Source organism: Stutzerimonas chloritidismutans (assembly GCF_020783375.1).
Taxonomy (GTDB): Bacteria; Pseudomonadota; Gammaproteobacteria; order Pseudomonadales; family Pseudomonadaceae; genus Stutzerimonas; species Stutzerimonas kunmingensis.
The window spans coordinates 3,278,738-3,291,643 of the sequence record NZ_CP086067.1 but is presented as its reverse complement, the minus strand read 5'-3'; the positions used below and the strand labels follow the sequence as shown (position 1 = coordinate 3,291,643).

Sequence of the window (12,906 nt, the reverse complement as noted above, 5' to 3'; positions counted from 1 at the left end):
GCGAGTCGAGGTAATGGCACAAAGAACATTGCCGATCATCCACGGACGACTAGACTCAGGTCAGGCTGCGCCGCTTCGCTGCTGCCGGTTACGCATCGAGGGGCAACAGGCCCGAACCCGAGAATAAGAAAGCAAACTGGAGGTTTCGATGATTAGGGTGAAATCCACACTGGCTGCGCTGGGTGCAGCGTCACTGCTGGGAGTCAGCGGGCTGGCGCAAGCGGGGGCGACCCTCGATGCAGTGCAGAAGAAAGGATTCGTGCAGTGCGGCATCAGTGATGGCCTTCCGGGCTTTTCCTACGCCGATGCAAAGGGGCAATACTTGGGGATCGACGTGGATGTCTGTCGCGCGGTGGCCGCGGCCGTGTTCGGTGACGCCAGTAAGGTCAAGTACAGTCCGTTGACCGCCAAGGAGCGCTTCACCGCGCTGCAATCCGGTGAAGTGGACATGCTGTCGCGCAACACCACCTGGACCAGCTCGCGTGATGCGGCGATGGGCCTGAATTTCACCGGCGTGACCTATTACGACGGTCAAGGCTTCCTGGTGAACAAGGAGCTGGGCGTTAAAAGTGCCAAGGAGCTGGATGGCGCGACTGTCTGCATTCAGGCAGGCACGACTACCGAACTCAATCTCTCCGACTATTTCCGCGCCAACAACCTGAAGTACACCCCCATCACCTACGACACCTCGGACGAAAGCGCCAAGTCACTGGAGTCGGGCCGCTGCGACGTGCTCACTTCCGACCAGTCGCAGCTCTACGCCCAGCGCATCAAGCTGGCAAAGCCTGATGACTACGTAGTGCTACCCGAAGTGATATCCAAGGAGCCCCTCGGCCCGGCGGTCCGCCAAGGCGATGAGGAATGGTTCGATATCGTGCGTTGGACCCTGTTCGCCATGCTCAACGCCGAGGAATTGGGCATCACTTCGGCAAACGTCGAAGAAAAGGCCAAGAGCACCAAGAATCCTGACGTCGCCCGCCTGCTGGGTGTGGAGGGGGAATATGGCAAGGATCTGAAGCTGCCGAAGGACTGGGCGGTGCAGATCGTCAAGCAGGTCGGTAACTATGGCGAGATCTTCGATCGAAACGTCGGCGCCGGCAGCGAGCTGAAGATCGAACGTGGCCTCAATGCCCTGTGGAACAACGGCGGCGTGCAGTACGCCCCGCCGGTACGTTGACCAAGCGGGGCCGGCTACACCGGCCCCGTTTTCCAAAGGGAGAAGTGCCGCCGGCGCGCACAACGCGCCGGCGGTGCGGTATGAGGACATTCGATGCGAACCATCGACAATCCTAGGCCGGCTGGCGGGTCGCTATTGACCGACCCTCGGGCACGCGCCTGGCTGTTTCAGATTCTGGCTGTAATCACCGTCGTAGCATTCGGCTGGTACCTTTTTCACAATACCCAGACCAACCTTGCCCATCGAGGCATTACCTCCGGCTTCGGTTTCCTTGAGAACGCCGCCGGCTTCGGCATATCCCAGCACCTGATCGACTACAGCGAGAGCGACACTTACGGTCGCGTCTTCTGGGTCGGGCTGCTCAATACGCTGTTGGTCAGCGTCATCGGGATATTTCTCGCAACGGTGATGGGGTTCATCCTCGGCGTGGGACGCCTCTCGAGCAACTGGCTGATCCGTCAATTGGCGACGCTCTACATCGAGATATTCCGCAATATCCCGCCGTTGCTGCTGATCTTCTTCGTCTACTTCGCTGTGATCAGCCCGTTGCCTGGGCCGCGCAACAGCCTGAGCCTATGGGATGCGGTGTTCGTCAACAACCGTGGCGTGCAGATGCCGGCACCCAGCGCCGCCGATGGCTTCTGGTCATTCTGGCTGGCGTTGCTCGTGGCGCTGGTGGCCGTGGTCTTGCTCAATCGCTGGGCTCGGGCGCGGCGGCATGCCACCGGGCAGATGTTTCCGGTGTTCTGGACCAGCCTTGGGTTGTTTCTGGCGATCCCGTGGCTGATGACCTTCATTGCAGGCGTACCTTTCACTTGGGAAGTGCCGGAGTTGCAGCGCTTCAACATTCGCGGTGGTTGGGTGGTGATCCCGGAGCTGGTTTCGATCGTGGTGGCGTTGTCGGTGTATACCGCGGCGTTCATCGGGGAAACCGTGCGTTCAGGCATTCAGTCGGTCAGCTATGGCCAGACCGAAGCCGCCGCTTCGCTTGGGTTGCGCCCAGGCCAGGTATTGCGGCTGGTGATCGTGCCGCAAGCGTTGCGGGTGATCGTGCCGCCGCTGACCAGCCAATACCTGAACCTGGCAAAGAACTCGTCGCTCGCTGCTGCTATCGGTTATCCGGACATGGTGTCGCTATTCGCCGGCACGGTGCTCAATCAGACCGGGCAGGCCATCGAAACCATGGCCATCACCATGAGTGTCTATCTGGCCATCAGCATCAGCATCTCGCTGCTGATGAACTGGTACAACAAGCGCATTGCGCTGATCGAGCGGTGAGCGCATGACCATCCATACCTTCAAGCCCGACCTGCCGCCACCGACGATCAGCATCGGTGCGCTCGGCTGGCTACGGGCCAATCTGTTTTCCAGCTGGATCAATACCCTGCTGACGCTGGTAGGGCTATACCTGCTCTGGCTGATTGTGCCGCCGGTACTCGAATGGGCCATCTTCAAGGCCGACTGGACCGGTGAAACCCGCGCCGACTGCAGCCGCGAAGGCGCCTGCTGGGTGTTCATTCAGACCCGGTTCGGCCAGTTCATGTACGGCTTCTATCCGACGGAGCTGCGCTGGCGAGTCGATGCGGCAGCCTGGCTGGCGATCATCGGTGCGGCGCCGCTGTTCCTGCGGCAGATGCCACACAAGTTGCGCTACGGGCTGGGCTATCTGCTGGTTTACCCGCTGCTAGCCTACTGGCTGCTGCATGGTGGCTTTCTCGGCCTGCAGACGGTGCCTACCAGTCAGTGGGGCGGGCTCATGCTGACCGTAGTGATCGCTGCCGTGGGCATTGCCGGTGCTTTGCCGCTGGGCATTCTGCTGGCATTGGGACGGCGCTCGGACATGCCGGCTATTCGCGTGCTCTGCGTGACCTTCATCGAGTTCTGGCGCGGCGTGCCGTTGATCACCGTGCTGTTCATGTCCTCGGTGATGCTGCCGCTGTTCCTGCCCGAAGGCATGAGCCTCGACAAGCTGCTGCGGGCAATGCTGATGGTGGTGTTCTTCGAGGCCGCCTACATCGCCGAGGTAGTACGTGGCGGTCTGCAGGCGATCCCCAAGGGGCAGTACGAGGCGGCGGCGGCCATGGGCCTGGGCTACTGGCGCAGCACGCTGCTGGTGATCCTGCCGCAGGCGCTGAAGCTGGTAATCCCAGGCATCGTCAACACCTTCATTGCCCTGTTCAAGGACACCAGCCTGGTGATCATCATCGGCCTGTTCGACTTCCTCAACAGCATCAAGCGCGCCACCGCGGACCCGGCCTGGCTAGGCATGTCCACCGAGGGTTACGTGTTCGCCGCGCTGGTGTACTGGATGTTCTGTTTCGGTATGTCCCGCTACTCGATGCGCCTGGAGCGCAAGCTGGACACCGGCCACAAGCATTAGGAGTGATATATGAGTGATTCAAACGCGCAGGCCGAGCAGAGCAGCGAGCCGGTCATCCGCATGCAGGGCGTGCACAAATGGTTCGGCCAGTTCCATGTACTCAAGGACATCAACCTCTCCGTGCGCCAGGGCGAGCGCATCGTGCTGTGCGGGCCTTCCGGCTCCGGCAAGTCCACCACCATTCGCTGCCTCAATCGCCTGGAGGAACACCAGCAGGGGCGCATCGTCATCAACGGCGTGGAGCTGACCAGCGACCTCAAGCAGATCGAGGCGATCCGCAGCGAAGTCGGCATGGTGTTCCAGCACTTCAACCTGTTCCCGCACCTGACCGTGTTGCAGAACTGCACCCTGGCGCCGATGTGGGTGCGCAAGCTGCCGCGACGGCAGGCCGAGGAAATTGCCATGCATTATCTGGAGCGCGTGCGCATCCCGGAGCAGGCCAACAAGTTTCCCGGCCAGCTCTCCGGCGGTCAGCAGCAGCGCGTGGCGATCGCCCGTGCGCTGTGCATGAAGCCGAAGATCATGCTGTTCGATGAGCCGACTTCGGCCCTCGACCCGGAAATGGTGAAGGAGGTGCTCGACACCATGGTCAGCCTCGCCGAAAGCGGCATGACCATGCTCTGCGTGACCCATGAGATGGGCTTCGCCCGCACCGTGGCGGATCGGGTGATCTTCATGGACAAGGGCGAGATCGTCGAACAGGCCGAGCCAGAGGTGTTCTTCACAAACCCGGTCAACGACAGGACCAAGCTGTTCCTCAGCCAGATCCTGCACTGATCCAAGCCGGGCCTGGCGTGCCGTCGGAACACGCGGCGCCTGGCTATGTTCAGCCTTAGCCTCGGCCGCCGTCATGGGCTAGAATACGCGCCCCGACTGCTCCCCCCTCCGAGGCTGTTCCGACGATGTTGATCCTGCGCGGCGCTCCCGCTCTTTCCGCCTTCCGTCATGGCAAGCTCCTGGCACAACTGACCGATAAGGTCCCCGCCGTCAGCGGGCTGTATGCCGAGTTCGCCCATTTCGCCGAGGTTTCCGGCACGCTCGGCGCGGATGAGCAGAACGTACTGACCCGCCTGCTGAAGTACGGCCCCAGTGTGCCGGTGCAGGAACCTGCCGGGCGGCTGTTTCTCGTGGTGCCTCGCTTCGGCACCATTTCGCCGTGGTCGAGCAAGGCCAGCGATATCGCCCACAACTGCGGGCTGGAGAAGGTCCAGCGGCTGGAGCGCGGCATCGCCTATTACGTGCAGGGCGAGTTTTCCGATAGCGATGCACAGCTGATTGCCGCAGCGCTTCACGACCGCATGACGCAAATGGTGCTCGATCGTTTCGAAGCAGCCGCCAACCTGTTCAGCCATGCCGAGCCCAAGCCTCTGACTGCCGTGGACATCCTTGGTGGCGGTCGCGCCGCGCTGGAAAAGGCCAACACCGACCTGGGCCTGGCCCTGGCCGAAGACGAAATCGATTATCTGGTCAGTGCCTTCCAGGGCCTCAAGCGCAACCCGCACGACATCGAACTGATGATGTTCGCGCAGGCCAACTCCGAGCACTGCCGCCACAAGATCTTCAACGCCAGCTGGGACATCGACGGCGAGAGCCAGGACAAGTCGCTGTTCGGCATGATCAAGAACACCTACCAGATGCACAGCGAGAACGTGCTGTCCGCTTACAAGGACAACGCGTCGGTCATCGTCGGCCACACCGCAGGGCGTTTCTTCCCCAATGCTGAAACCCGCCAGTACGGCGCGGTGCAGGAGCCGGTGCACATCCTGATGAAGGTGGAAACCCACAACCACCCGACGGCCATCTCGCCATTCTCCGGTGCTTCCACCGGCTCCGGCGGCGAGATTCGCGACGAGGGCGCCACCGGCCGCGGCGCCAAGCCAAAGGCCGGTCTGACCGGTTTCACCGTCTCCAACCTGAACATCCCCGGCTTCGAGCAGCCGTGGGAACAGGCCTACGGCAAGCCGGAACGCATCGTCACGCCGCTGGACATCATGATTGAAGGCCCTCTGGGCGGCGCCGCGTTCAACAACGAGTTCGGCCGCCCGGCGCTGACCGGTTACTTCCGTACCTTCGAGCAGTCGATCAACACGCCGCGCGGCGACGAGGTGCGTGGTTATCACAAGCCGATCATGCTCGCTGGCGGCATGGGCAATATCCGTGAAGATCACGTGCAGAAGGCCGAGATCACCGTTGGCGCCAAGCTGATCGTGCTCGGCGGCCCGGCCATGCTGATCGGCCTGGGCGGCGGCGCCGCCTCCTCGGTCGCGACCGGTGCCAGCTCGGCCGATCTTGATTTCGCCTCGGTACAGCGCGAGAACCCGGAAATGGAACGCCGCTGCCAGGAGGTCATCGACCGCTGCTGGCAGCTGGGCGACCAGAACCCCATCGCCTTCATCCATGACGTCGGTGCCGGTGGCATTTCCAATGCCTTCCCGGAGCTGGTCAACGACGGTGACCGCGGTGGCCGCTTCGAACTGCGCAACGTGCCTAACGACGAGCCGGGCATGGCCCCGCACGAGATCTGGAGCAACGAGTCCCAGGAGCGTTACGTGCTGGCCGTCAGTGCCGCCGATTTCGAGCGTTTCCAGGCTATCTGCGAACGTGAGCGCTGCCCGTTCGCGGTTGTCGGCGAGGCGACCGAAGAGCCACAACTGACCGTCACCGACAGCCATTTCGGCAACACCCCGGTGGACATGCCGCTCGAAGTGCTACTCGGTAAGCCGCCGCGCATGCACCGCAGCGCCAGCCGCGAAGCGGAGCTGGGCGATGACTTCGATGCGGCTACTGTCGATCTGAACGAGGCGGTCACCCGGGTGCTGCGCCACCCAGCGGTCGCCAGCAAGAGCTTCCTGATCACCATCGGCGACCGCAGCATCACCGGCCAGGTAGCGCGAGATCAGATGGTCGGCCCTTGGCAGGTGCCGGTCGCCGACTGCGCCGTCACGGCTACCAGCTACGACGTTTACACCGGCGAGGCCATGGCGATGGGCGAGCGTACGCCGCTGGCACTGCTGGATGCCCCGGCGTCGGGCCGCATGGCCATCGGCGAAACGCTGACCAACCTGGCAGCGGCACGCATCGAGAAGATCTCCGACATCAAGTTGTCCGCCAACTGGATGGCCGCCGCCGGCCACCCCGGCGAAGACGCGCGGCTGTACGACACCGTGCGAGCCGTCGGCATGGAGCTGTGCCCGCAGCTGGGCCTGACCATTCCGGTGGGCAAGGACTCGATGTCAATGAAGACCCGTTGGTCGGAGGAGGGCGCCGAGAAAAGCGTGACCTCGCCGATGTCGCTGATCGTTTCCGGCTTCGCCCCAGTCACTGATATCCGCCAGACCCTGACCCCGCAGCTGCGCCTGGACAAGGGCGCAACGGACCTGATCCTGATCGATCTGGGACGCGGCCAGAACCGCATGGGCGCTTCGATTCTTGCGCAGGTGTACGGTCAGCTTGGTCGCCAGGCACCCGACGTCGATGATGCCGAAGACCTGCAGGCGTTCTTCGCCGTGGTCCAGGGGCTGAACGCCGACGGTCTGCTACTGGCCTACCACGACCGGTCCGACGGTGGTCTGCTGACCACTGTGCTGGAAATGGCGTTTGCCGGTCACTGTGGCCTGAGTCTGAATCTTGATGGCCTGCTGGAGAGTGCCGCGGATGTCGCACCGATGCTCTTCAACGAGGAGCTTGGTGCGGTGATTCAGGTGCGTCAGGACGACACCGAGATCGTGCTGGCACAGTTCAGCGCAGCCGGTCTGGGTGACTGTGTCGCGGTCATCGGTCAGCCGGTCAACAATGGCCATGTGTCGATCAAGCACGGCGAGAACGAAGTCTTCGCCGGTGAGCGCCGCCTGCTGCAGCGCCAGTGGGCAGAAACCAGCTATCAGATCCAGCGTCTGCGCGATAACGCCGAGTGCGCCGATCAGGAGTTCGACGCGCTGCTCGAAGAGGACAACCCGGGTCTTAGTGCCAAGCTCAGCTTCGACGTGAACGAGGACATCGCGGCGCCCTACATCAAGCGTGGCATTCGTCCACAGATTGCGGTGCTGCGCGAGCAGGGCGTCAACGGCCAGGTGGAGATGGCGGCGGCGTTCGACCGTGCCGGGTTCGCTGCGGTCGACGTGCACATGAGCGATATCCTTTCCGGGCGTGTCAGCCTTGAGGAGTTCAAGGGCCTGGTGGCCTGCGGTGGCTTCTCCTACGGCGACGTGCTCGGCGCCGGTGAAGGCTGGGCCAAGTCGATCCTGTTCAATGCGCGTGCACGGGATGGCTTCCAGGCCTTCTTCGAGCGCAAGGACAGCTTCGCTCTCGGCGTGTGCAATGGTTGCCAGATGATGAGCAACCTGCACGAGCTGATCCCGGGCACCGAGAACTGGCCGCACTTCGTGCGTAACCGCTCGGAGCAGTTTGAAGCGCGGGTGGCGATGGTTCAGATTCAGGATTCGCCATCGATCTTCCTGCAGGGCATGGCCGGCTCCCGTCTGCCGATCGCCATCGCCCACGGCGAAGGCCATGCGGAGTTCGAGAGCGAAGAGGCCATGCTGCAGGCAGATCTTTCCGGCACCGTGGCGCTGCGCTTCGTGGATAACCACGGCAAGGTCACCGAGCGTTACCCGGCCAACCCGAACGGCTCGCCGCGCGGTATCACCGGTCTCAGCAGTCGCGATGGCCGCGTGACCATCATGATGCCGCACCCGGAGCGGGTGTTCCGCGCCGTGACCAACTCCTGGCGCCCTGACGAGTGGCAGGAAGACGGCGGCTGGATGCGCATGTTCCGCAATGCGCGGGTCTGGGTCGACTGACCGACCGGGTCAATCTGGCCATTCCCGAGGAGCCCGTCGATAGCATATCGGCGGGCTTTTTCATTTGTGACAAAGGTCTATGAACCGGCAGCGCAAAGTGTCGTCTGAGCTATGACGCGCCGCACTATTCGGTGCGCACACGGATGGCAGAATGCCAGTTCGCTCGGCCGGTGGAGGTCGGGCTCATCTGCACGGAGAGGTCGATGTACAAGCTGTGCTTCTATGTTCCAGACAGTCATCTGGAAGCGGTCAAGAAAGCAGTGTTCGCCGCCGGCGCTGGCCGCATAGGCGCATATGACAGTTGCTGCTGGCAGGTACTGGGGCAGGGGCAGTACCGCCCGTTGGAGGGTAGCCAGCCTTTTATCGGGCAAACCGGGCAGGTGCAGCACGTTCCCGAGTGGAAGGTCGAATTGGTTGTGGCGGACGAGCTGATTCACGATAGCGTGAAGGCAATGAAGAAGGCCCATCCGTATGAAACGCCTGCGTTCGACGTCTGGCGTTTGTCCGACATGCAGTTCTAGCCTAACGGGTCGGGGCAGTCCTGGCGGTTGCGGCGCCCCGGCATTGATTCCTGGCGTTACGGGCGAATCTCGATCAGCGTGCCATCCTTCACCAGCGCCCAGATCTCGCGCATGTCGCTGTTGCTCAGCGCGATGCAGCCCTCGGTCCAGTCCAGGGTGTGGAAGAACCACTCCGGATACTCCTCATCCAGTGGCGTGCCGTGCAGCATGATCATGCTTCCAGGCGCTACGCCTTCCTGCTGTGCGCGGGCCAGGTCACGCGCGTTGGGGTAGGAGATGTGCATCGACAGGTTGTATTTGTCGCTGGTCTTGCGCCAGTCGATCCAGTAGAAGCCTTCCGGCGTGCGCTTGTCGCCTTCGCGCAGCTTTGCGCCGTCGGGTTGTTTGCCCAGCGAAACGCGATAGCTCTTGAGTGTCTGGCCAGCGCTGACCAGATGGAGTTTGCGTTCCGACTTGATTACCAGCACTTTGTCGATGGGTGAACCGCCCAGGCTGGGCGTCGCATTGGCGTGGGAGAACGCGGTAAAGGTGAGGCAGAGCAGGGCGAGCAGCCAGCGCATCGAGGCTTTCCTTCGAACTTCATCAGACCTGTATGTGCCAGCCGGTCCGGCAGACACTTCAGTCTGCGCGGGCGTGGCCCTGCTGGCGGTTGCGATAGCTTGTCACGGCCTCGTTGCGCACCGGGAAGGTCTGCTGCACCCGGTCGGCGAAGAAGCATTCTAGGGTACGGCCGATGGTCGGAAAAGCCAGCTCGGACCAAGGGATGTCTTGCTGATGAAAGAGCTTCACTTCCAGGCTTTCGTCTCCGGCACAGAAGTCCAGATCGACGAGCTCAGCGCGGAAGAACATGTAGACCTGATTGATATGTGGCAGGTCGAACAGGGTATACAGCTGCAGGTCACGCACTCTGGCGCAGGCCTCTTCGAGTGTTTCGCGCTCTGCGGCCTGCTGCATGGTTTCGCCGTTCTCCATGAAGCCGGCCGGCAGGGTCCAATAGCCCCGGCGCGGTTCGATCGCACGCCGACAGAGCAGCACGCGATCATCCCAGACGGGTACGCAGCCGGCGACAATCCTCGGGTTCTGATAGTGCACCGTCTGGCAGCTGTCGCAGACGAAGCGCGGCCGGTTGTCGCCGTCCGGTACGCGGACCAGCACCGGATCGCCGCACTGGTTGCAGTATTTCATGGGTGCCTTCCTGATTGCTCCGGGAAATATTGGGCTGTTCACACGGATTCGGCAAGGCAGCCTCTGCGCCGTTCGGGGTGGCTCTGACCCGTCTGGTTCGCAGTTGTAACATCGATATCGCGTCGAGGCGTCGGAGCTTCTCGTTTGGCGCTCTCCGGGCCTTGGGCGGCTCCGCCTTTCATGCCATGATGCCGATCAAAGACGAAACGAGAAAATACATGCTGGACACAATACTCCACCGGGTGCGCGCTCATTCCCCGCATCTTCTGGAGCCGGAAGGCCGCCTGCCCGAGGCGGCCGTGTTGATGCCAATCACCCGCAGCGAGTCGCCGGAGCTGGTGCTGACGCTCCGCGCCGCCGGTCTTTCCACCCATGGTGGAGAAGTGGCGTTCCCTGGCGGTCGACGCGATCCGGAAGACCGCGATCTGCTGCACACCGCGCTGCGTGAGGCCGAGGAAGAGGTAGGCCTGGCGCCAGGCATGGTCGAGGTCGTCGGCCCGCTCAGCAGCCTGGTGTCGGTGCATGGCATTCACGTCACGCCCTATGTCGGCCTGGTTCCAGACTATGTCGAGTACCGCGCCAACGATGCCGAAATCGCCTCGGTTTTCTCTGTGCCGCTGGAGTTCTTCTGCGAGGATCCGCGCGAGGTCACACACCGCATCGATTACCAGGGGCAGAGCTGGTACATCCCGTCCTACCGCTATGGTGAGTACCAGATTTGGGGCCTGACCGCGATCATGATCGTCGAGCTGGTCAATGTCATCTATGACGCCGGCATCGAAATGCGCCGCGCGCCTGCCGCGTTCATCGATCTGTCCGGGCGACGCGAGCCCTGAGCCGCACCGCCACAGGGTCGAGCGGCATTCCTGTGGCCTGAGTACAACTGACAAGAAGAGGTGTGTCGTGAAATATCGTCTGGGAGAGTCGCGGGTCGAAGCGGATCCGCAAAGCTGGGTAGCCCCCAATGCCACGCTGGTCGGCAAGATCAGGCTGGATGCTGGCGCAAGCGTCTGGTTTGGCGCCGTTCTGCGTGGTGACAACGAGTTGATCCACATCGGTGAGAACAGCAACGTGCAAGACGGCAGCGTGATGCACACAGACATGGGGCATCCGTTGACGCTGGGTACCGGCGTCACTGTTGGGCACAACGCCATGTTGCACGGTTGCACGGTCGGTGATTACAGCCTGATCGGCATCAACGCGGTGGTGCTTAACGGCGCGAAGATCGGCAAGCACTGCATCATTGGCGCCAACACCCTGATTGCCGAGGGCAAGGAAATTCCCGATGGCTCACTGGTGGTCGGCTCACCGGGCAAAGTGGTGCGTGAGCTGAGCGATGAGCAGAAGAAGATGCTCGAAGCCAGCGCCGCTCACTACGTGCATAACGCTCAGCGCTACGCGCGTGAGCTGGAGCGCGATGAGTGAACACGCAGGAAAAGCCGGTCGCCTCGCCCTGCGTCAGTCTCTGCGCTCTGGATGAGGATGACCTGTGCGTCGGTTGCCAGCGAAGCGCGGATGAGATCCGGCGCTGGGGGTTGATGAGCAACGAGGAGCGCCGCGAGGTGCTTCAACGCTGCAGCGAGCGACTTCGCCTCAGTGGCCAGCTGATGTAGGCGCGTGCCGGGTTCGTTTGTATTTCCAGTGTCGCGAGGATTCCATGCCAAGAATAGGTACACCATTGTCTTCCAGCGCTACGCGCGTCCTGCTCTGTGGCTGCGGCGAGCTTGGCAAGGAGCTGGTTATTGAGCTGCAGCGGCTTGGCGTGGAAGTCATAGCGGTCGACCGCTACGCCAATGCACCAGCCATGCAGGTTGCGCACCGCAGCCACGTGGTCGACATGCTCGACGGTGCTGCGCTGCGAGCGGTGATCGAGCATGAGCGACCGCATTACATCGTGCCGGAGATCGAGGCCATCGCCACCGCTACCCTGGTCGAGCTGGAGGGCGAAGGCTACACCGTGATACCCACGGCCCGGGCCGCGCAGCTGACGATGAATCGCGAAGGCATTCGCCGATTGGCCGCAGAGGAGTTGGGCTTGCCGACTTCACCCTATCGCTTCGCGGATTCGCTGGAGGAGTGTCGCTCGGCGGCGATGGCGCTGGGCTTTCCCTGTCTGGTCAAGCCAGTGATGAGCTCGTCCGGCAAGGGGCAGTCGGTGCTGCGCAGCGAAGCCGATATCGATGCCGCCTGGGATTATGCGCAGGCCGGTGGTCGCGCAGGTCGCGGGCGAGTCATCGTCGAAGGCTTTATCGCCTTCGATTACGAAATCACCTTGCTGACGGTGCGCCACACGGGTGGCACGAGCTTCTGCGAGCCGGTCGGCCATCGCCAGGAGAAGGGCGACTATCAGGAGTCGTGGCAGCCGCAGCTGATGGCGCCGGCGGCGATGACCGAGGCGAAGCGCATCGCACTGGCGGTCACTGAGGCGCTTGGTGGGCGGGGCATCTTTGGCGTCGAGTTGTTCGTCAAAGGCGATCAGGTCTGGTTCTGCGAAATCTCCCCGCGTCCTCACGATACCGGCCTTGTGACACTGGTTTCGCAGGACCTGTCCGAGTTCGCGCTGCATGCGCGGGCCATTCTCGGCCTGCCGATTCCGAGCATCCGCCAGATGGGCTCGGCGGCTTCAGCAGTGATTCTGGTAGAAGGTGAATCCACCGAAGTGAGCTTCGGCAATCTCGCTGCTGCGCTTGCAGAACCGGATACCGCGCTGCGTCTGTTCGGCAAGCCCGGTGTAAGCGGCCAACGGCGCATGGGGGTCGCGCTGGCGCGGGACGTATCCATCGAAGCGGCGAGAGAAAAGGCGTTGCGTGCAGCTGCTGCTGTGAAAGTGGAGCTGTGAGGCTG

At 62.6% G+C, this 12,906-nt stretch carries 12 protein-coding genes; 10 read left to right on the top strand and 2 right to left on the bottom strand.

All coding sequences use genetic code 11. From position 1 onward, the window contains the following. Positions 1-148 precede the first annotated feature (148 nt). From LLJ08_RS15295 to LLJ08_RS15270, 6 genes are all read left to right on the top strand, one after another. Positions 149-1,177 carry an amino acid ABC transporter substrate-binding protein gene (locus LLJ08_RS15295; RefSeq protein ID WP_041014757.1) on the top strand — a complete coding sequence of 343 codons (1,029 nt, stop codon included), beginning with the start codon at positions 149-151 and terminating at the stop codon, positions 1,175-1,177. 93 nt (positions 1,178-1,270) lie between these two features. Next, positions 1,271-2,455, top strand: coding sequence for an amino acid ABC transporter permease (locus tag LLJ08_RS15290; RefSeq protein ID WP_042926754.1), 1,185 nt, complete (start codon positions 1,271-1,273; stop codon positions 2,453-2,455). A 4-nt stretch (positions 2,456-2,459) separates the two neighbouring features. Continuing rightward, the gene (locus tag LLJ08_RS15285; RefSeq protein WP_014821252.1) at positions 2,460-3,557 is read left to right on the top strand and encodes an amino acid ABC transporter permease; all 1,098 of its coding nucleotides are present in this window, start codon (positions 2,460-2,462) and stop codon (positions 3,555-3,557) included. 9 nt (positions 3,558-3,566) lie between these two features. Further along, positions 3,567-4,334, top strand: a complete 768-nt coding sequence (locus tag LLJ08_RS15280; RefSeq protein ID WP_003303466.1) for an amino acid ABC transporter ATP-binding protein — start codon at positions 3,567-3,569, stop codon at positions 4,332-4,334. 125 nt (positions 4,335-4,459) lie between these two features. Continuing rightward, positions 4,460-8,356, top strand: coding sequence for a phosphoribosylformylglycinamidine synthase (gene purL, locus LLJ08_RS15275; protein ID WP_228207396.1), 3,897 nt, complete (start codon positions 4,460-4,462; stop codon positions 8,354-8,356). A gap of 203 nt (positions 8,357-8,559) precedes the next feature. Continuing rightward, positions 8,560-8,877 (top strand): YqfO family protein, encoded by a 318-nt coding sequence (locus LLJ08_RS15270; RefSeq protein WP_041014753.1) that lies wholly within the window; start codon positions 8,560-8,562, stop codon positions 8,875-8,877. 56 nt (positions 8,878-8,933) lie between these two features. On the opposite strand, the gene LLJ08_RS15265 is transcribed toward LLJ08_RS15270, so the two are convergent. Together LLJ08_RS15265 and LLJ08_RS15260 are read right to left on the bottom strand one after the other, a co-directional pair. After that, the gene (locus LLJ08_RS15265) at positions 8,934-9,437 is read right to left on the bottom strand and encodes a L,D-transpeptidase family protein (protein WP_014821249.1); all 504 of its coding nucleotides are present in this window, start codon (positions 9,435-9,437) and stop codon (positions 8,934-8,936) included. 58 nt (positions 9,438-9,495) lie between these two features. Continuing rightward, on the bottom strand, positions 9,496-10,062 hold the full coding sequence (locus LLJ08_RS15260) for an NUDIX hydrolase (protein WP_014821248.1): 567 nt from the start codon (positions 10,060-10,062) through the stop codon (positions 9,496-9,498). Between the two features lie 218 nt (positions 10,063-10,280). Between LLJ08_RS15260 and LLJ08_RS15255 the strand changes: the two genes are divergently transcribed. The 4 genes from LLJ08_RS15255 to purT all read left to right on the top strand — a co-directional run bounded on the left by LLJ08_RS15255 (position 10,281) and on the right by purT (position 12,901). Beyond that, positions 10,281-10,898 (top strand): CoA pyrophosphatase, encoded by a 618-nt coding sequence (locus LLJ08_RS15255; protein ID WP_014821247.1) that lies wholly within the window; start codon positions 10,281-10,283, stop codon positions 10,896-10,898. 67 nt (positions 10,899-10,965) lie between these two features. Next, a complete protein-coding gene (locus tag LLJ08_RS15250) occupies positions 10,966-11,487 on the top strand; it encodes a gamma carbonic anhydrase family protein (protein WP_228207395.1) in 522 nt (173 codons plus the stop codon). Continuing rightward, on the top strand, positions 11,484-11,675 hold the full coding sequence (locus tag LLJ08_RS15245; RefSeq protein ID WP_023444754.1) for a DUF1289 domain-containing protein: 192 nt from the start codon (positions 11,484-11,486) through the stop codon (positions 11,673-11,675). The genes LLJ08_RS15250 and LLJ08_RS15245 overlap by 4 nt, the downstream gene beginning before the upstream one ends. A 44-nt stretch (positions 11,676-11,719) precedes the next feature. Beyond that, positions 11,720-12,901, top strand: a complete 1,182-nt coding sequence (purT, locus tag LLJ08_RS15240; RefSeq protein WP_228207394.1) for a formate-dependent phosphoribosylglycinamide formyltransferase — start codon at positions 11,720-11,722, stop codon at positions 12,899-12,901. The last annotated feature ends 5 nt before the right edge of the window (positions 12,902-12,906 follow it).

Bases quoted from the DNA above. Each gene is read 5' to 3' on its own strand.
- LLJ08_RS15295 (WP_041014757.1), top strand. From the start codon at position 149: ATGATTAGGGTGAAATCCACACTGGCTGCGCTGGGTGCAGCGTCACTG.
- LLJ08_RS15290 (WP_042926754.1), top strand. From the start codon at position 1,271: ATGCGAACCATCGACAATCCTAGGCCGGCTGGCGGGTCGCTATTGACC.
- LLJ08_RS15285 (WP_014821252.1), top strand. From the start codon at position 2,460: ATGACCATCCATACCTTCAAGCCCGACCTGCCGCCACCGACGATCAGC.
- LLJ08_RS15280 (WP_003303466.1), top strand. From the start codon at position 3,567: ATGAGTGATTCAAACGCGCAGGCCGAGCAGAGCAGCGAGCCGGTCATC.
- purL (WP_228207396.1), top strand. From the start codon at position 4,460: ATGTTGATCCTGCGCGGCGCTCCCGCTCTTTCCGCCTTCCGTCATGGC.
- LLJ08_RS15270 (WP_041014753.1), top strand. From the start codon at position 8,560: ATGTACAAGCTGTGCTTCTATGTTCCAGACAGTCATCTGGAAGCGGTC.
- LLJ08_RS15265 (WP_014821249.1), bottom strand. From the start codon at position 9,437: ATGCGCTGGCTGCTCGCCCTGCTCTGCCTCACCTTTACCGCGTTCTCC.
- LLJ08_RS15260 (WP_014821248.1), bottom strand. From the start codon at position 10,062: ATGAAATACTGCAACCAGTGCGGCGATCCGGTGCTGGTCCGCGTACCG.
- LLJ08_RS15255 (WP_014821247.1), top strand. From the start codon at position 10,281: ATGCTGGACACAATACTCCACCGGGTGCGCGCTCATTCCCCGCATCTT.
- purT (WP_228207394.1), top strand. From the start codon at position 11,720: ATGCCAAGAATAGGTACACCATTGTCTTCCAGCGCTACGCGCGTCCTG.